The 17,967-nt window shown below is 68.1% G+C and carries 16 protein-coding genes, 2 tRNA genes and 3 pseudogenes; 8 read left to right on the top strand and 13 right to left on the bottom strand.

Going from position 1 to position 17,967, the window contains the following annotated elements:
- Nucleotides 1-42: 42 nt before the first annotated feature.
- The 3 genes from GVY64_RS16935 to GVY64_RS16925 all read right to left on the bottom strand — a co-directional run bounded on the left by GVY64_RS16935 (nt 43) and on the right by GVY64_RS16925 (nt 1,899).
- On the bottom strand, nt 43-357 hold the full coding sequence (locus tag GVY64_RS16935; protein WP_159842447.1) for a hypothetical protein: 315 nt from the start codon (nt 355-357) through the stop codon (nt 43-45).
- A gap of 126 nt (nt 358-483) precedes the next feature.
- Entirely contained in the window at nt 484-1,122 is a 639-nt protein-coding gene (locus GVY64_RS16930) for a transglycosylase SLT domain-containing protein (RefSeq protein ID WP_159842445.1), read from the bottom strand.
- A gap of 704 nt (nt 1,123-1,826) precedes the next feature.
- Nucleotides 1,827-1,899: transfer RNA gene (locus GVY64_RS16925), tRNA-Lys, on the bottom strand.
- Nucleotides 1,900-2,173: 274 nt separating this feature from the next.
- Between GVY64_RS16925 and GVY64_RS16920 the strand changes: the two genes are divergently transcribed.
- On the top strand, nt 2,174-3,412 hold the full coding sequence (locus GVY64_RS16920) for a L,D-transpeptidase (RefSeq protein WP_201298041.1): 1,239 nt from the start codon (nt 2,174-2,176) through the stop codon (nt 3,410-3,412).
- A gap of 66 nt (nt 3,413-3,478) precedes the next feature.
- On the opposite strand, the gene GVY64_RS16915 is transcribed toward GVY64_RS16920, so the two are convergent.
- From GVY64_RS16915 to orn, 3 genes are all read right to left on the bottom strand, one after another.
- Nucleotides 3,479-3,730: a hypothetical protein gene (locus tag GVY64_RS16915; RefSeq protein WP_159842443.1), complete on the bottom strand. Its 252-nt coding sequence runs from the start codon at nt 3,728-3,730 to the stop codon at nt 3,479-3,481.
- A gap of 193 nt (nt 3,731-3,923) precedes the next feature.
- A tRNA-His gene (locus GVY64_RS16910) sits at nt 3,924-3,999 on the bottom strand.
- A gap of 54 nt (nt 4,000-4,053) precedes the next feature.
- Nucleotides 4,054-4,707: an oligoribonuclease gene (gene orn, locus GVY64_RS16905; protein WP_159842441.1), complete on the bottom strand. Its 654-nt coding sequence runs from the start codon at nt 4,705-4,707 to the stop codon at nt 4,054-4,056.
- A gap of 182 nt (nt 4,708-4,889) precedes the next feature.
- Here orn and GVY64_RS39125 point away from each other — a divergent pair.
- Nucleotides 4,890-5,507: pseudogene (locus tag GVY64_RS39125) on the top strand (helicase HerA-like domain-containing protein); the annotation flags it as partial.
- A gap of 79 nt (nt 5,508-5,586) precedes the next feature.
- Nucleotides 5,587-6,576, top strand: a complete 990-nt coding sequence (locus tag GVY64_RS39120) for a helicase HerA-like domain-containing protein (RefSeq protein WP_442939601.1) — start codon at nt 5,587-5,589, stop codon at nt 6,574-6,576.
- Between the two features lie 13 nt (nt 6,577-6,589).
- Here GVY64_RS39120 and cmrA read toward each other — a convergent pair whose 3' ends face one another.
- The 3 genes and pseudogenes from cmrA to GVY64_RS16885 form a co-directional block, all read right to left on the bottom strand.
- Complete coding sequence (gene cmrA / locus GVY64_RS16895; protein WP_159842439.1) at nt 6,590-7,393, bottom strand: mycolate reductase; 804 nt, start codon at nt 7,391-7,393, stop codon at nt 6,590-6,592.
- Nucleotides 7,394-7,512: 119 nt separating this feature from the next.
- Nucleotides 7,513-8,892 (bottom strand): annotated as a pseudogene (locus GVY64_RS16890) (FAD-dependent oxidoreductase); the annotation flags it as partial.
- Nucleotides 8,893-8,913: 21 nt separating this feature from the next.
- Nucleotides 8,914-9,471 (bottom strand): PadR family transcriptional regulator, encoded by a 558-nt coding sequence (locus GVY64_RS16885; RefSeq protein WP_159842437.1) that lies wholly within the window; start codon nt 9,469-9,471, stop codon nt 8,914-8,916.
- A gap of 124 nt (nt 9,472-9,595) precedes the next feature.
- On the opposite strand from GVY64_RS16885, the gene GVY64_RS16880 reads away from it, so the two are divergent.
- Complete coding sequence (locus GVY64_RS16880) at nt 9,596-10,960, top strand: MFS transporter (protein ID WP_159842435.1); 1,365 nt, start codon at nt 9,596-9,598, stop codon at nt 10,958-10,960.
- 19 nt (nt 10,961-10,979) lie between these two features.
- Here GVY64_RS16880 and GVY64_RS16875 read toward each other — a convergent pair whose 3' ends face one another.
- Complete coding sequence (locus GVY64_RS16875; protein ID WP_236566887.1) at nt 10,980-11,600, bottom strand: TetR family transcriptional regulator; 621 nt, start codon at nt 11,598-11,600, stop codon at nt 10,980-10,982.
- Between the two features lie 171 nt (nt 11,601-11,771).
- On the opposite strand from GVY64_RS16875, the gene GVY64_RS16870 reads away from it, so the two are divergent.
- From GVY64_RS16870 to GVY64_RS16860, 3 genes are read left to right on the top strand one after another with little or no spacing between them, the layout of a single operon-like run.
- Nucleotides 11,772-12,890: a ferredoxin reductase gene (locus GVY64_RS16870; RefSeq protein ID WP_159842431.1), complete on the top strand. Its 1,119-nt coding sequence runs from the start codon at nt 11,772-11,774 to the stop codon at nt 12,888-12,890.
- Nucleotides 12,891-12,906: 16 nt separating this feature from the next.
- On the top strand, nt 12,907-14,055 hold the full coding sequence (locus tag GVY64_RS16865; RefSeq protein WP_159842429.1) for a fatty acid desaturase family protein: 1,149 nt from the start codon (nt 12,907-12,909) through the stop codon (nt 14,053-14,055).
- A gap of 42 nt (nt 14,056-14,097) precedes the next feature.
- The gene (locus GVY64_RS16860) at nt 14,098-14,373 is read left to right on the top strand and encodes a hypothetical protein (protein WP_236566886.1); all 276 of its coding nucleotides are present in this window, start codon (nt 14,098-14,100) and stop codon (nt 14,371-14,373) included.
- Here the strand turns inward: GVY64_RS16860 and GVY64_RS16855 are convergent, their stop codons facing one another.
- Nucleotides 14,374-14,904: a DUF4254 domain-containing protein gene (locus GVY64_RS16855; RefSeq protein WP_159842425.1), complete on the bottom strand. Its 531-nt coding sequence runs from the start codon at nt 14,902-14,904 to the stop codon at nt 14,374-14,376. It lies immediately after the preceding gene.
- Between the two features lie 390 nt (nt 14,905-15,294).
- On the opposite strand from GVY64_RS16855, the gene GVY64_RS16850 reads away from it, so the two are divergent.
- Nucleotides 15,295-15,615, top strand: coding sequence for a hypothetical protein (locus GVY64_RS16850; RefSeq protein ID WP_159842423.1), 321 nt, complete (start codon nt 15,295-15,297; stop codon nt 15,613-15,615).
- Nucleotides 15,616-15,658: 43 nt separating this feature from the next.
- On the opposite strand, the pseudogene GVY64_RS16845 reads toward GVY64_RS16850, so the two are convergent.
- Both GVY64_RS16845 and GVY64_RS16840 read right to left on the bottom strand, forming a co-directional pair.
- Nucleotides 15,659-16,882, bottom strand: a pseudogene (locus GVY64_RS16845) (MFS transporter).
- Nucleotides 16,879-17,931 carry a PLP-dependent cysteine synthase family protein gene (locus tag GVY64_RS16840; protein WP_236566921.1) on the bottom strand — a complete coding sequence of 351 codons (1,053 nt, stop codon included), beginning with the start codon at nt 17,929-17,931 and terminating at the stop codon, nt 16,879-16,881. The pseudogene GVY64_RS16845 and the gene GVY64_RS16840 overlap by 4 nt, the downstream one beginning before the upstream one ends.
- Between the last annotated feature and the right edge of the window lie 36 nt (nt 17,932-17,967).

Below are 17,967 nucleotides of genomic sequence, written 5' to 3'. Positions count from 1 at the left end.
AGTAGACGTGGAAAGGCTTGTAGAGCAACTGTTTTGAGACAATCAGGACCACGGACGGATCGGCGGCTTCACCCACAGCAGCTTCTCGTCGGTGTGTTCGCGCCGGGCGGCGGGATGCCCCGGATGGCGGGCGGCCCAGTCGTCCTTCTCCGCCAGCAGCCGCGCCACCGTGGTCCAGGTCTCGTCGGTGCTCGGCGGATTCGTCGCGGCGGCCCTGGCCAGTTTGCGCCGGGCGGGCGCGGGCATCGCGAGCACCTCGGGACCGGTGATGCCGCGGTGCCAGAGATAGCTCGCCAGCCGTCGCGCTTTCTCGGCGCGGCTCTTGGCCGCCGCGTCGTTGTGTGCGTAGTCGGTCACGGCATGTCCACAGGGTCGCAGGTGCCTCGACCCTAACGGACGCAGCCGGAGGTCATCCGGGCCCGCGCCGGAAAACACCACAGCCTCCCCATCCGCGGATAGGGAGGCTGTGGTGGCGGGTGTGGCTCAGTACGCGCTGTTGACGTTGTCCATCGAGCCGTAACGGTGCGCCGCGTAGTTGCAGGCGGCCACGATGTTGGCCACCGGATCCCAGATGTCGAAGGGGGTGCCCGCGACGTGGTAGGCGGCGAAGGTGGGGTCGATCACCTGCAGCAGGCCCTTGGACGGGATGCCCATGGCGGCATTGGAGTCCCACAGGTTGATGGCCTGGGGGTTGCCGGTCGACTCACGCATGATGTTGCGGTGGATGCCCTCGTAGGTGCCCGGGATGCCGTTGGCGTGCATGATGTCGAGCGCGTGGCGGATCCAGCCGTCCAGGTTGTCCGCGTAGACCGGCGGGGCCGGGGCGGGCATCGGGGCAGGGGCCGGCTCGGGGGCGGGAGCGGGAGCCGGGGCGGGCATCGGCGCGGGGATCGCCTCCGCGACCGGGGCGGCGGTCTGCTCGGCGACCGGAGCGGGCGCGGCCTCCGGCTGCTGCTCGGGCTGCTGCTCGGCCACCATGGCGATGCGAGACGGGACGCTGTCATCGGCAACGGACGCCGCGGAGCAGGCGGCCACGGCAACAACACCGGCGGCGGCGACCGCGACGGTGACGGTTTCGCGGAACGAGGGGCGGCGAAGGGTGGAAAGGCGTCTGTCAGGCATTGCGAATCGGTTCCTTGATCGGGGACTTACTCGATCCGGCCGCGGTTGGGCAGCACGGATCCTGCGGCGTACGCTCGTGGACGCGCGCCGAAACGGCCATGTGCTGTTGTGTGGTTTTGTTGTGGGGGACGTTTTTCGTCCCCGGAACGCGACGCGGTTCGTGCGGCGCCGGATCGCCCGCACTGGGGCTCGGCCGCGGTGTCGCGCGGGACTTCGCACCTCGATGCGAAGAGACGGGCGGAAGTAGGTTCGCGGGTCCGTTGCCGGATTCCGCTCCGCTGATCACTGGCGGGCAACTGCCTGCCGTGTGATCGTTACCGAATCGGTGTCTACAACTCCTCGGGCTGACCAACTTCAGGTCGCTTTGTGACCTGATTGCAGAATGGTCACGCTTGGTAAACAAAGGGTGAACGGATCTTGAATGCCCGGGGTTGCCGATCTTGGAAAGCCCAGGACTCGGTAGCCGAATCGTTATCCAAGCTGGGAGTTTGCCGTTAAACCTCTTGTGCTGTACGTCACATAATTTTTCGGCCGCACAGCTGGATTTGTGCGTCTCGACAGGCGTAACGCTGTCCGAATTGAGACCAATGGTGCATCTGGGAAAAAGCCCAGGTCACGGTGATGTCACGGCGGCCGGGCCGCTGTGGGGACGAAAAAACCGCGCCCTTGCCGGCGAACCTGGCAAAAGCACGGTTTTCGTGTTGTGCGCCATCAGGGACTCGAACCCCGAACCCGCTGATTAAGAGTCAGCTGCTCTGCCAATTGAGCTAATGGCGCGTGCACCGTGTTCCGGTGCGGGACAAACCTTAACAGGCGAGGGCCGCAGAAGTGAAATCGTGCCCTGACCGGCGGCGATGTGCGGTGCTCCCGCGCCGGTAACGCGGGGGATCGGCGGGGTGATCTACAGGTGGTAACGCTGCAGTGACGGACAAGGTGTTCACATTGGCGCGAACGTGACGCACTGGCAGAATGTCCGATTGTGGTTCCGACCGCCCGCGTACACGGCGGGGTGAGCGGCGTGGTGGTCGGGAGACTTTGAAACGGGGTTGAAATGAGTGTTGGTCCAGGTCGGCACAAGCGCAAGCCGGCCGCACGCTGGTCGGTGCGCACTTTCGCGGGACCGGTGATCGTCGTCGCGGTCGCCGCACTGGCATTGACGGGATGTTCGGCGTCCGACGCCAAGGATGCGGCGCAGGTGGCCATCGACCGCAACCCCATCACGGAATTGATCAAGCCCAAGCTGCTGTCGCCGGTGAAGGACGGGGAGGTCGGCGTCTCGCCGGGCGTCCCGCTGGCGTTCAAGGTCGAGGACGGCAAGTTCACCAACGTGACCTTGGTCAGCCCGCAGGGCAAGGCGGTGGAGGGCAAGCTCGCCGCGGACGGGCGGTCGTGGGAGACCACCGAGGTGCTCGGCTACGGCAAGACCTACCGATTGAAGGCCGACGCGATCGGGCTGGGCGGCGCGAACTCGGCGACGCTGAGCTTCACCACGAGTTCTCCCGGTAACCAGACCAAGCCCTACCTGGTCCCTGGCGAGGGCGAGGTGGTCGGTATCGGCCAGCCGGTGGCCGTCCAGTTCGACGAGAACATCCCCGATCGGAAGGCCGCGCAGTCGGCGATCAAGATCACCACGGAGCCGCCGGTGGAGGGCGCGTTCTACTGGGTGAACAACCGCGAGGTGCGGTGGCGGCCCGAGCATTTCTGGGCGCCGGGGACGAAGGTCACCATCGACGTGAACGTCTATGGGCGTGATCTCGGCAACGGTTTGTTCGGGCAGGACAACATCCACTCGTTATTCACCATCGGCGACGCCGTGATCTTCACCGCCGACGACAACACCAAGCAGGTGACCGTCGAGCAGAACGGTCAGGTGATCCGCACCATGCCGACCTCGATGGGCAAGGACAGCACGCCCACCGACAACGGCATCTACATCGTCGCCGACCGGCACGAGAAGATCATCATGGATTCCTCGACCTACGGCGTGGCGGTCAACTCGCCGGACGGGTACAAGACGCCGGTGGACTTCGCGACGCGACTGTCCTACAGCGGGATCTTCTTCCACTCGGCGCCGTGGTCGGTCGGTGCGCAGGGCTACAGCAACACCAGTCACGGTTGCCTGAACCTCAGCCCGGCGAATGCGCAGTGGGTCTTCCAGAACGCCAAACGCGGGGACATCACGATCGTGAAGAACACCGTGGGCGGCACCCTGTCCGGCGTGGACGGCTTGGGTGACTGGAACATCCCGTGGCCGGTCTGGAAGGCGGGCAACGCGGACGACAATCGCTGAGCCGAAGCAGAACGCCGAACGGGCCACCGGAGCGAATCCGGCGGCCCGTTCGGCGTTTCCGGGGCGTCAGGGCAGCATGTTGCAGCCCAATTGAGCGTCGCCGAGGATCGCGATCGCGCTGCCCGTGGCGGCGCACAGCAGCTTGCTGCCCGCCGAACCGCTGCCGGCGGAGCCGGTGGTGGCCAGGCCGCCGGCCGAGCCGCTCGATGCCGAACCGGACGCGGGCAGCGGGGGAAGCCCGATACCCGCGACGGCGGTTCCGCTGGATCCGGTGAGGAGGGTGGCGCCGACGAAGGCTGTGATCACCGCAGAACGCATCACGAGGTGTGTCTTTCTGGTCGAACCGGGAGAGCGCCCAGCGACGCCGTCCCCTGTGCACTGCAGTCTACGGAAGCGGGGGAGATTCTGGAGGAAATTCGTTTCACATTTCGCCGACTCCGGAGCGGCAAAGAGTTTGTGGCGCAACGAAAAAACCCGGGTGGCTCCGATCTCTCGGGGCCACCCGGGCTATTGGGGTGAGCGACGGGACTCGAACCCGCGACAGCCAGGATCACAACCTGGTGCTCTACCAACTGAACTACGCTCACCATCGCCGGTAAGAACCGGCGGGCTAGATATTAGCGTGTCAACCCGCCCACTCCCTAATCGGCGTCTGGCGAGCCGTTGACCTGCGCCGATTCGGTCTGCTGTGCGGCGAGGTCGGAGATCTCGGCGGCGACCGCGGCGATTTCGGTGGTGGAGGGACCGGGCGGCGCGACGAACGCGGTTCGCCGGTAGTACTCCAGTTCGCGGATGGACTCCTGGATGTCGGCCAGCGCGCGATGGCTCAGGCCCTTCTCCGGCTGGCCGAAGTAGATGCGCGGGTACCAGCGGCGGCACAGTTCCTTGATCGAGCTCACGTCGACCATCCGGTAGTGCAGGTGGGCATCGAGCAGGGGCATGTCCCTGGCGATGAACCCGCGATCGGTGGCGATCGAGTTACCGGCCAGTGGCACGGTGCGCGGGGTGGGGATGTACTCGCGGATGTAGTCGAGCACGCGCTGCTCGGCCTCTTCGAGGGTGACGGTGGAGCGGCGGACCTCGTCGGTCAGCCCGGAGCGCGCGTGCATCTCGGCGACCACGGCGGGCATCGCGGCCAGCGCGTCGTCGTCGGCGTGGATGACGATGTCCACGCCCTCGCCGAGGATGTTGAGATCGCTGTCGGTCACGAGTGCGGCCACCTCGATCAGCTTGTCGCTGTCCAAGCGCAGGCCGGTCATCTCGCAATCGATCCACACCATGTATTTGTCGGACACCCGTGCAACATTAGCCGGGCGTGGGCCCGGCGCATGCGGTACGGCGCGGCAACTGCGTGGCAGCCGATCCTGCCCCCAATCCAACCGGCGGGGATACGGTTTTCCCAGATCGGCACCCGGCGTTTCCGGTGCGACAGCAAACATTGAGTAACGCAGTTCCGGCGAAGCCAGGAGGACGCGCGATGATCACCCCTCAGGAGAAGGCGGCCGCGGCGCGCAAAGCGGCCGACGAGGCGGCGCGTATCGCGGCGGAGGCGGCCGCAGCCGCAGAGGCCGCGGAACGCGAACTGGAGCAGACCGCGGGAGCCGGTTCGGCAGGACGAGACGAACCGTCCGCCGACGCCCGAGGGGCGTCCGCCGCCCACGAGATCGCCGCCGGGTACGCCTTCGAGGGCGCTGCGCTGGAACTGGGCACCGTCGTGGTCGACGGGACGGTGGTTCCCGACGCACGTGTGCGCATTCCCCTGCGGATGATGAACCGGCACGGTCTGGTTGCCGGAGCAACCGGCACGGGGAAGACGAAAACCCTGCAGGGCATCGCGGAGCAGTTGTCGAGCGCCGGGGTTCCGGTCGTGCTTGCCGACATCAAAGGCGACCTGTCGGGGCTGGCCGAACCGGGGCGATCGGACGAGAGACTCGCCGCGCGCAGCGCGGAGACCGGCGCCGCGGACTGGGCGCCGACCGGTTTCCCGACCGAGTTCGTCTCGCTGGGCACCACCGGGGCGGGACTTCCGGTCCGCGCGACGATCAGCTCGTTCGGCCCGGTGCTGCTGAGCAAGGTGCTCGAGCTGAACGAGACGCAGGAGTCGACCCTCGGCTTGATCTTCCACTGGGCCGACCGCAACGGGCTCGCGCTGCTGCCTGAAGGACCTGCGCGCCGTGATCACGCATCTGACCAGTCCCGAAGGCAAGGAAGACCTGAAGGGCATCGGCGGCGTCTCCGCGACCACCGCCGGGGTGATTCTGCGCGCGCTGGTGAATCTGGAGGCGGGCGGCGGCGACACGTTCTTCGGCGAGCCCGAACTCGACCCGGCCGACTTGGTGCGGGTCGTGGACGGGAAAGGTGTGATCACGCTCTTCGAGCTGGGCGCTCGGGCGGCGCGTCCGGTGCTGTTCTCCACCTTTCTGATGTGGGTGCTCGCCGACCTGTTCCAGACGCTGCCGGAGATCGGCGACCAGGACGAGCCCGTGCTTGTCCTCCTCTTCGACGAAGCCCACGTGCTGTTCTCCGACGCTTCCAAGGCGTTCCTGGATCAGGTCGAGCAAACCGTCGAACTGATCCGGTCCAAAGGGGTGGGTGTGTTCTTCTGCACCCATCTGCCCACCGATATCCCGAATCCGGTGCTCTCCCAGCTCGGCGCGCGTATCCAGCACGCGCTGCGCGCGTTCACCCCGGACGACCAGAAGGCGTTGTCCAAGACTGTCCGCACCTATCCCCGGACCGGCGTCTACGACCTGGAGCAGGCGCTGACCTCGCTCGATACGGGCGAGGCCATCGTGACCGTGCTCTCCGAGCAGGGCGCGCCGACACCGGTGGCGTGGACCAGGCTGCGGCCGCCCCGGTCGCTGATGGACGCCATCGGCGCGGACGCGATCCGATCGCGTGCCCTGTCCAGCTCGCTGGCCTCGAAGTACGCCCGGACCATCGACCGGGAGTCGGCCTACGAACTGCTCGCCGCGAAGGTGGTCGCGGCGTCGCCGGAGCCGGAGGCCGCACCCGTACCCGGCCGTACCGCGACCCGTGCCGAAGAGGACTCGGCGGCCGAGCGGATCATGACCAACCCCGCGGTGCGCGGCTTCCTGCGTTCGGCTGCGGCGGCGGCCGGCCGTGAGATCACCCGCAGTCTGTTCGGCGCCAGGCGCCGGTGAGCGCGGCTGACGCTCAGTTGCCGAGCTTCCTGTAGAACGCGCCCGCGATCGGAGCGGTGACCGCGCGCGGGCCGTATTGCCCGGCCACGCTCATCCCCTTGCTGATCAGGCCGGGGACCACACGCATCTTGTTGCGGGCGAGTGCGTCGACCGAGACCTTGGCGGTGTATTCCGACGAGACCCACATGAAGTCGGGCACCATCCGGTCGACGATGGAAGCTTCGGCGGGGTCGGGAATCTCGGTGCGGACCGGCCCGGGCGCCAACAGCGTGACGTGCACGCCCGAGCCTTTCAGCTCGCCGCGCAGCGATTCGGAGAAGGTGTTGGCGAACGCCTTGCTCGCGGCGTAGGTGGCGTTGTTCGGGATCGGCATGTTGCCCGCGGCCGACCCGCTGATCAGGATGCCGCCGCCGCGCCGGGCGAGCATGCCGGGCAGCACGGCCAGGGTCAGATCGTGCACGGCGACGGCGTTGAGCTCCATCTGCGCGCGCTCGTAGGCCGGGTCGAGTTCGGCGACCGCGCCGAAGGTCGCGATGCCCGCGTTGTTGCACAGCACGGCGATGTCGCGGCTCGCCAGTTCGTCCACCAGCACACCGCGCTGCTCGCGGTCGGCCAGGTCGACCGGGCGCACCTCGGCGGTGATGCCGTGGGCCAGGGTCAGCCGCTGCGCGAGCTCGGTGAGCAGCTCCTCGCGGCGGGCGACCAGGATCAGCGAGTAGCCGCGTGCGGCGAGTTCGGCGGCGAGCGCGGTACCGATGCCGGAGGAGGCGCCGGTGACGACCGCGCGATTCTCGGAGGTGGGGGAGGGCAGGCTCACCCGGTGCAGCCTAGGCGATCCGGCGCGGTGGCCCGCCGCACGATCCCCGGCGAGGTCTCCGCGCCGCCCGATCACAGTCGTGCGGCGAGCCGGGTGCCCTGGTCGATGGCGCGTTTGGCGTCCAGTTCGGCGACGAGTTCGTCGGCGCCGACCCGCTTGTTCAGATGCACGGTGACGCCGGTGCGCTCGAGCATCCGGTTGTAGTAGCGGATCGACTCGCTGAACTCCTCCTTGCCCGGGATGCGGCGGGCGATGTCGAACTGGCCGCCGATCTTGTCGTCGGCCTCGAACAGGTCGACGCGGTGGCCGCGTTCGGCGAGGTTCACTGCCGCGGAGAGCCCGGCCGGACCCGCGCCGACCACCGCGATGCGCTTGCCGCGGCGGGTCGGCAGCAGCTTCAGCTCGGTCTCGTGACCCGCGCGCGGGTTGAGCAGGCACGACACGGTCTTGTGCTGGAAGGCGTGGTCGAGGCATGCCTGGTTGCAGGCGATGCAGGTATTGATCTCGTCGACGCGATCCTGCGCGGCCTTGTTGACCCACTCCGGGTCGGACAGGAACGAACGGGCCAGCGAGACCAGCTGGGCGTCACCGCGAGTCAGGATCTCCTCGGCCACCTCCGGCATGTTGATCCGGTTGGACGCGCAGACCGGTATGCCCACCCGCGCGGTGATCTTCGCGGTGAACTCGACGAAGGCGGCGCGGGGCACCGAGGTCACGATGGTGGGGACGCGTGCCTCGTGCCAGCCGATGTCGGTGTTCAGGATGTTCACTCCGGCGGCTTCGAGTTCTTGCGCCAGCGCGATGATCTCGTCGAAGGTCTGCCCTTTCTCCACCAGTTCGGCCATGGACAGCCGGAACACGATGATGAAGTCCGGGCCGACGGCGGCGCGGGTGCGGCGCACGATCTCCACCGCGATCCGGCGCCGGTTCTCCGGCGATCCGCCCCACGCGTCGGTGCGCTTGTTCGTGCGCGGCGCGAGGAACTGGTTGATGAAATAGCCCTCCCCGCCCATGATCTCGCAGCCGTCGTAACCGGCGAACTGCGCGAGTTTCGCGCAGCGGGCGTAGTCGTCGATGGTGCGCTCGATGCCCTTGGCCGACAGGGCGCGCGGCCGGAACGGGTTGATGGGCGCCTTGATCGATGACGCCGACACACTGCCCGGCATGTAGGAGTAGCGGCCCGCGTGCAGGATCTGAATGGCGATCTTGCCACCATGGGCGTGCACCGCTTTGGTGATCGTGCGATGCCGGTACGCCTCGGTTCTGTTGGTCAGCTTGGCGCCGAACGGCAGCAGCCAGCCCGCGCGATTGGGCGCGTAGCCACCGGTGATGATCAGGCCCGCGCCGCCGCGTGCGCGCTCGGCGAAGTAGGCGGCCAGTTTGCCGGTGTCCCAGGCGCGGTCCTCCAGCCCGGTGTGCATCGACCCCATGACCACTCGATTGCGCAAGGTCGTGAAGCCGAGATCGAGCGGCTCGAACAGATGGGGGAAGGAGCTCATGGGTGAGGTCGCCTTTCTCCGTCAATCCGCGTGCGGGGCTGACGCGCGCGGGTGCAGTGCTTGCAGAACTTCGTCGCACCATTCGACGAACCCCGACTCCACGCGAATGCCCGCGCGCAGGACGAGGTACTGGTGCAGGGCTGTCCCGCCGAGCCGGTCGGGGGCGGGGAAGTCGCGTTTCTCGATGTGCCGGTACAACTCGAGGCGCTGGGCGTGCTGGTCGCGATGGCGGGCCACTTCGGCACGTAAGGCGGTGATGTCTCCATACGCGGCCGCGCGGATCTTCACCGCGAGCTCGTTGCGCGGGGTGCCCGAGTCGCTCGGTGCGGCGATCCAGCGCGCGAGTTCGGCGCGGCCCGCCTCGCTCACCGAGTAGACCTTCTTGTCCGGCCTGCCTTCCTGCGCCACTGCTTCGCCGTCGACCCAGCCGGATTCCTCCATGCGTTTGAGCACGCGATAGATCTGCTGGTGGGTCGCGCTCCAGAAGTAGCCGATGGACTTGTCGAAGCGGCGCGCCAGCTCGTATCCCGAGCCGGCGCGCTCGGTCAGCGATACCAGCAACGCATGCTCGAGGGCCATGCGGTGAGAATAGCCGTGACATTCGGTACTATGCAACTAGGTGCATACCGGCTCCCGCCTGAACTGCGGTCCGGTTGCGATTTCCGCCGCACTCGCGACGGTCGCGCGCATTAAGCTGCGCGGCATGACCGAGGTGAACGCCCGGGCGACAGTAGGACAGGCCGCCGGGCGCGGGCAGGTGCTGGCGTGGGGGCTGTGGGACTGGGGGTCTTCGGCATTCAATGCCGTGACCCTCACGTTCGTCTTCTCGGTGTACCTCACCGACAAAGTCGGCGACGACCTACCCGGCGACGTCTCCGCCAGTGCGTGGCTGGGGTTGGCCTTGGGCCTGGCGGGCCTGATCGTCGCGTTGACCGCGCCGATCAGTGGGCAGCGCTTCGACGCGTCCGCCAAGCGCAAACGTTCGCTCGGCGCGCTGACCGCGCTCACCATCGCGGCGATGACGCTGATGTTCTTCGTGCACGACGACTATCGCGACCTGTGGCTCGGTCTGGTGCTGCTGGCGTTCGCGTCGGCCTGCTTCGAGCTGGCCAATGTGCCCTACAACGCGATGCTGCGGCAGGTCTCCACGCCCGCGACGGTCGGCCGGGTCTCCGGGTTCGGCTGGGCCATGGGCTATTTCGGCGGCATCTTTTTGCTGCTCATCTGCTACTTCGGCTTCATCGCCGGGGAAGGCGACAATCGCGGATTGCTCGGCGTGCCCACCGACCAAGGACTGAATATCCGCTTGGTCGCCGTGCTGGCCGCCGTCTGGTTCGCCGCCTTCGCGCTGCCGGTGCTGTTCGCGGTCCCGGAACTGCCACGCACCGGCGCCGATCCCGGCGCGGCGAACGCCGGATTCCTCGGCTCGTACCGGGTGCTGTGGCGGGACCTGCGCGAGCTGGGGCGCATCGACCCGCGCACGGTCGGGTTCCTGGTGGCCAGCGCCGTGTTCCGGGACGGTCTCGCCGGAGTGTTCACCTTCGGCGCGGTGCTCGCCGTGCGCGTCTACGGCATCGCCGACTCCGATGTGCTGCTGTTCGGGATAGCGGCCAATGTCGTCGCGGCGCTGGGCGCGGTCGTCGCGGGCCGTTTCGACGACCGGAACGGCCCCAAGGTCGTCATCGTGGTGTCGCTGTCCGCGATGCTGGTGTGCGGGCTGGCGCTGCTCGTGGTGTCCGGGCCGTTGATGTTCTGGATCTTCGGCTTGCTGCTCACCGTTTTCGTCGGTCCCGCGCAGGCGGCGGCGCGGTCGTTCCTGGCCCGCCTCGCGCCGCCGGGCCGCGAAGGCCAGCTGTTCGGCTTGTACACGACCACCGGGCGCGCGGTGTCTTTCCTCGCGCCGAGCCTGTTCGGCGCGTTCGCCTGGCTGTTCCACGCCGACCGCGCCGGTATCGTGGGCCTGCTGATCGTGCTCGCGGCGGGGCTGGCGATGCTGCTGCCGCTGCGGTCGCCGAGACCGGTCGCCGTCGCCCGCGGCGACGCCGAGGGGGTGCGCCCGGCCGAGTGAGGCGCGCAGCCGGCCCGGATCAGCGCCTTCCTGGCGGCCGCCAGCCGCCCATGCCGAGGGCGATCAATCGCATCTGCTGGACGGTGCGGTCGATGATCGCCTGCTCGTCGCGCGGCGCGGCCGACACGTAGGCGGCGATTCCGTCGGTCACCGTGGTGACCATGAGATCGGCGGCGATCTCGAGGTCGCGCGGCGTCCAGGAGTCCAGGGCCCGGATCCGGGACAGATCGGCGACGAGTTCCCGCACGATCAGCTGGATCTCCCTGGCGATGGCCGTGCGCAGCGCCGCGGACCCGCCGTGGCGCTCCCTGGTGAGGAAGCCGAACAGCTCACGCTTGGGGCCCACCTGGGCGAACACGAATCGCACCGTGTCCGACAGGCTCGCCTCCGCGTTGCGGCGGACCTCGCGCAGCGCCAGCCGCAACGCGGTGACGCCGTCGTCGACCAGCGTGGCGCCGAGGTCCTCCAACGACGCGAAGTGCCGGTAGAACGCCGTCGGCACGATGCCGGCCGACCGTGCGATCTCGCGCAGGCTGAGCGCGGCGAATCCGCGCTCGGCGGCCAGCGCGAGGGTGCCGTCAAGGAGTGCCTGCCTGGTCCGCTCCTTGCGCTCGCCTCGGGTAGCTGCCTGCTCATTCATCCCGGTGAGCATACATCCGTTCACCATTCGCCCTATCCCTAGATGTAGTTCGAGTCACATGTTTCGCCGGTTGACACCTAGCCCCCGTCATCAGTCACACTAGTTGAGTGTACAGACGTGCACTGAAATCAGGTCGCACGTCGTCAGCCCGACAAGAGGCACGGAGAACTAATGGTGGATCTCATCAACCTGGTGCAGACCCTGACCTCGCCACACCCGCTGGACCGGTATCTGGAGCTGGTCCGCCCCACCCTCACGGTGCGGGACATGCGGGCCGAAATCACTCACGTGCGCCGCTCGGCGCCGGGTTCGGTCACGCTCACACTGCGCCCGACCCGGCAGTGGAAGGGCCATGCCGCCGGACAATATGTCCAGATCGGCGTGGTGATCGACGGTGTGCGGCACGCGCGGTGCTATTCGCCGGTCAACCCGGAAGGCGGGCGGGATCGCCACATCCAGCTGACTGTGAAAGCGCATCCGGACGGCCTGGTGTCGCAGTACCTGTATCGCCACGCCGCTCCCGGCATGGTGGTCGATCTGACGCCCGCCGACGGCGTGTTCCGGCTGCCCGAGCCGCGGCCGCGGCGCCTGCTGCTGATCAGCGGCGGCAGCGGCATCACGCCGGTGCTGTCCATGCTGCGCACGCTCGCCGCGGAGGACCATCCGGGCGAGGTCGTGTTCCTGCACTACGCGAAGTCGCCCGCGGTGCTCCCGCACCGAGCGGAACTGGACGCGATCGCCGAGCGGCACCCGAACTTTCGCATCGAGCTGCGCTATCCGCACCGCACGCGAGATGTGACGAGGGTGGATCCCGGTGCGCTGTGGGTGGATCTGAACCAACCGAAGGGCAGCGGATACTTCGACTACGACGAACTGGAGCGCGTCGCGCCGTGGTTCGCCGACGCGCAGACCTACGTCTGCGGTCCGCAGTCGCTGATGGACGCCGTGCGGACGATCTATCAGGCCGAGCAGCTGGAGGACCGGCTGCACATTGAGGAGTTCACGCTCTCGCTCGCCCCGGCCGACGCCGCGGACGCGCAGGGCACCGTCGACTTCTCGGCCAGCGGCGTGAGCGCGCCGAACAACGGCGCCACGCTGCTCGAACAGGCCGAATCCGCCGGGCTCAGTCCGGAGTACGGCTGCCGCATGGGGATCTGCTTCTCCTGCACAGCGGTGCGTCGTTCCGGCTGCACGCGCAATCTGCGCACCGGCGAGACCGACAGCGACCCCGACCAGCCGATCCAGCTGTGCATCAGCGCGCCGGTCGGCGACGTCGAGATCGACATCTAACGAAGGGGAGCCAATCATGACCATCCTGACCGAAACCGAGCACGGACCGCTGGTCCTGAGCCCCGACCAGATCGAGGAACTCGGCCGCGAACTCGACGAGCTGCGCGCGGCGATCGTCGCCGACCTCGGCGAGCGCGACCGGGAGTACCTGTACTCGATCATCAAGGCGCAGCGCGGCTTCGAGATCGCAGGCCGCGGCCTGATGTATCTCGGCTTTCTTCCGCCGTTCTGGCTGGCCGCGGTGGCCGCGCTGAGTGTCTCGAAGATCCTGGACAACATGGAGATCGGCCACAACGTGATGCACGGCCAGTACGACTGGATGCGCGAACCCGGCCTGAATTCCCGGGTCTTCGAGTGGGATACGGTCTGCCCGGCCGATCAGTGGAAGCACTCGCACAACTACCTGCACCACACCTACACCAACATCCACAACAAGGACCGCGACATCGGCTACTCCATCCTGCGCATGGACGAGGGCCAGGAGTGGAACGTGCTGCGGCTCGGGCAGCCGCTGTACGCCTTCGTGCTGATGATGCTGTTCGAGTGGGGTGTGATGGGCCACGACCTCGAGGTCGAGAACATCCTGGCGGGCAAGAAGAAGTGGCCGGAGGTCAAGAAACTGCTGATCGGGCAGTGGCGCAAAGCGGGCAAACAGGTGCTCAAGGACTACCTGGTCTTCCCCGCGCTCACCGGTCCGCTGTTCTTCCACACGCTGGCGGGTAACGTCACCGCCAACCTCGTGCGCAACGTGTGGGCCTTCGCGATCATCTTCTGTGGTCACTTCCCGGCCGGCGTACAGACGTTCACCGAGGAAGAGACCGAGGACGAGACCCGCGGCGAGTGGTACATCCGGCAGATGCTCGGCTCGGCCAACATCACCGGCAGCAAGCTGTTCCACATCATGTCCGGGAATTTGTCGCACCAGATCGAACACCACCTGTTTCCGGACCTGCCCGCGAGCCGTTATCCGGAGATGGCCCCGACCGTGCGCGCATTGTGTGAAAAGTACGGTTTGCCGTACAACACCGGCCCGCTCGGCAAGCAGATCGGCTCGGTGTGGAAGAAAATTTTCAAGCTGGCACTGCCGCCGCGCTGGGTGGAGAGCGAGCCGTCTCCCGGTGTTATCGTGATGCGACAGCGGAAGGCGAGCGAAGCGGGCGTGTGAATGATCGGGAAATTCGAAAGCAACAAAGATCTCATTCAGGAATTGACGTCTTCCGGCGCCCGGCATGTCGGCAATATCGCCAACATCATCACGGGCACCGTCGCCGAAGTCACCCGGGAGATCGGTGAGTGGATCACCGATGCGATCGAGATGAACGAGGCGGCGGCCGCGGCGCGCCGGGACGCGGCGGCGCAGCAGGACCTCGACCGTGACCTCGGCGACGAGGCCGAGGTAGCGGTCACCAAGCCGCAGTCAGAGGGGGCGGAGAGTTTCCTCGACGCCGAGGTCGTCGAACCCGAAGTCGACGAGCCGCGCTGATCACCACACCGGCAGTCTGCGCCGATGCGCGGCGACGTCGGTGATCAGATCCTGGTAGCCGTCGATCAGCTCGGCCAGCCTGGTCCACTGCAGGTGGGCCGCGTCGCCCGCCTGTGCGGGCTGCGGCCCGGCCGTGACCTCGTCGCCCAAAGTGTGACGAGCCGCAACCCATTTCGCCGCAATTCGATCGATCACCGCGCCGAGGGTCTCGGTATGCAGGGAGGCGCCCTCCCGGTGCTGCACGTTGGCCGCGACCCAGGCGTCGATCCGGCCGATCCATTCGGCACGGCAGCCGTCGATGTCCTCCAGTTGCTGGCTGCAGGCCGCGACGCTGGTGCTGGACGCCCCCGGTGCGTGCGCTCGCGTCAGCGTGCGCTGCCGCCGCTCGTGGCAGTCGACGAGTTTCCGCGCGGCGTGCAGCACGCTGTGGCGATGCTGGCTCTCACCGGGCTCGCGGATCGCGCGCAGCAGTGCGGCGGGCGGTGGTAGCTCTTCGGTTCCGAAACTGCGCTGAGCGTATTCGGTGGGCATGGGCGTACCTCTGCGACATGACGAATCCTTGGATACGCCAGGGCCGAGGGGGATTTCGGGGAGGGGCGCCCCTCGGCTCCGGCGCAGCCCCGCAACCGGATGTCGTCCCACGGTCCACCAGCACGGCAGAGAAACCGGGAAATCCGCGACGATGCGAGAGAAGACGTCCGAGAAAATCGGGACACTTTCAGGAAAGCGCGGTAGCCGAATCCGCGCAACACTCTGGTCTGCGAATCCGGGAGCTGCCGGGAAATCGTTATGTTCCGTTACGGATCGGTCAACCGGCGCGGTTCGTCGCCCGGCGTTTCTCCCATTCCTCGGGCGCATGAGCAGCAACCGATTCGCCGCGACCGCTGCGCGCTGCCGCTCGATCCGCTAGCCTCGGTGTTCGTGCCCGCCTATGTGTCATCGCCCGAGTTGACATTCGGCTTCATGTTCGCGCTGGAAGACCCCGAGCGAATCGCAGAGGTCGTGCGCAATCTGATCGTCCGCAAAACCGTCTCGGTCTTCCGTCTCGCCAGGCTGTCGGACGACGACGGCCCGCCGGAGCGCTACGTGGTCAACTGGGCGGTCATCCCGCAGATCTCGATCACCACCAGCGCGCCGGATCACGAGGAGTTGCGGGCCACCCGCACCATGCTGGTCAACGCCTTCCTGAGCGAAGACGGCGAGGTCAGCCTGTATTCCGCGCAGTCGAGCGGGCCTGCCTGACCGGGCCGCCCCGGATGGCGCGCATCCGGGACGGCCGCACCGATCAGCCGACCGGAACCGGCGCGTCGAGTCGTCCGGACCGGGCGAGGGCGAACAGGCCGGCCGCCGCGGCCGCACCGACGGCGACGAGCACCGCCCAGGCCAGCGCGCTCATCCCGGCTTCGCGCGTGGCGTCCAGCAGCGCTCCGATACCCAGGTTCCCGAGCAGAATGCCGATGCCGACAATGGTGTTGTAGAGGCCGTAGTGCGTCGCCACCAGGCGGTTGCCCGACAACGCGACCACCGTGTCCATTTCGAACGGAAACACCGCCGCCGCACCGATTCCCAGCGCTGCCGCGGTCAGCAGCAGTGCGCCGATCGCGGGCCACACGCCGAAGCGGGTGCCCGGAATCGCCACCAGTGGCACGAACGCCGCCGCGAGGATCGCCAGGCCGGCCACCAGACTGTGCGCGCGACCCCACCGCCGGCCGAACCATCGGGTGATGCGCAGTTGACCGGCGATCGCGATCACTCCGGACAGCACGAACACCGTCGTCATCAGCACGGTCGCCGAGTCGCCCGCGATCCGCGCGGCGTGCACGGGCAACGCCGAGTAGACCTGGAAGGCCAGCACCGAGGAGCTGATCATCGCCGCGGCGAACAGCAGGAACGGGCGATTGGCCAGCACGACCCGCCAATCGTCCAGCACCGAGCCGGTTTTCGGCTCGCCCGCGTGCTGGGGAGCGCGCGTAACTGGGCCAGCGTCAGCACGGCGAACACCACCGCGGCGCCGGTGGCGGTCGCGCGGAAGTCGACGGCCATCAGCGCTAACCGACGATCGGGCCGACCAGGATGCCTGCCTGGTAGAAGACGTTGAACACGGCGAAGGCCTCCACCCGCCGCTCGCCGGAGTTCGCCGCGAGATACGCGCGCACCGCGGGGTTGAACAGCGCACCCGCGAAGCCGGTGGCCGCCGACGCGACCGGCAGCGCCGGCAGTGTCTCCGCGACCGCGAGCAGGGCGAAACCGCCCGTGCGCAGGAGGCATCCGGTCACGATGAGCGGTTTGTAGCCGAGCCGATCGGCCAGTGTGCCGCCGAGCAGGAACATGCCTTGCTGGGCGAAATTGCGGATGCCGAGCACCAGCCCCACCGCCCACGCGGCCAGCCCGAGCGGCCCGGCCAGTAGGGCATCAGCATGTAGAACCCGATGTTGATGGCGAACTGATCGACCATCAGCACGCGGCTGGGCCGATCGAAGCCGCGGAAGGCGGCGATCAGGTCGGTCATCGTGTCCCCTCCTCGCCTGCGCCGCCGCGGGGATCGATGACCGTGGAGCACCGGGTCCAGGACTCCGCGACCGCGTCGCCCGGATGCGCGATGCGGCGCGGCGCGGCGGGTGGGGCGGCGCCGAGCAAGCCGTGGGCACGGCAGTACTCGTCGTTGTAGACGGTGTCGAAGTAGCGCAGCGGACCGTCGGGGAAGACGGCGGCGATTCGCGTGGCCGGGTCGCTGGTGCGGGCCAGCCAGCCCGCGACCAGGGCGACCGCGCCGACGCTCCAGCCGCCGGTGGCGTGGTGGGTCGCGGCGAGCCTGCGGCAGGCCCACACCGCCTCCGCCGGCGCGACCCAGTGGACCTCGTCGAACGCCGGATAGTCGACGTTGTCCGGGTGGATACTCGACCCCAGCCCGCGCATCAACCGCAGGCCCGCCGGCTGCCCGAAGATCGTGGACGCCACGGTGTCGACGCCCACCAAGCGCAGGTGCGGGAAATACCGGCGCAGCGTGCGGCTGATCCCCGCGGAATGCCCGCCCGTCCCGACCGAGCAGACCAGGACGTCGATCCGTCCCAGCTGGGCGACCAACTCCAGCGCCAGCGTCTCGTAGGCGTCGCGGTTGTCGGGGTTGCGGTACTGGTCCGGGCACCATGCTCGCCGGTCCCGGGTCAGCAGCTCGGCGACGCGGTCACGGCGCGCCTGCTGCCAGCCGCCGGTGGGGTGCGGCTCGGTGACCAGCTCCACCCGCGCGCCGTAGGCCGCGAGCATGCGCCGCATGAGCGGCTCCAAGCCGGGGTCGGTGACCAGCGTGACCGGGTGGTGATAGACCATGCCCGCCAGGGCCAGGCCCAAACCGAGGGTGCCGCTGGTCGATTCGATGATCGGAGCGCTTGGGACCAGGTCGCCGCGGGCCCTGGCGCGCTCGACCATGTGCAGGGCCGGCCGGTCCTTCATCCCGCCGGGGTTGGCGCCTTCGAGCTTGGCCCAGAAGCCGCGGCCGTCCGGTTGCGTTGTGCTGTCGAGCGGTTCGGTGATCCAGAGGACCGGCGTGTTGCCCACCATGGTGTCCGGACGCGGGCAGCGCTGGGCGGCGGTCAG

It is taken from the genome of Nocardia sp. CY41 (genome assembly GCF_009829325.1).
Classification (GTDB): Bacteria; Actinomycetota; Actinomycetes; order Mycobacteriales; family Mycobacteriaceae; genus Nocardia.
This window is presented reverse-complemented; position numbering and strand designations above follow the sequence as displayed.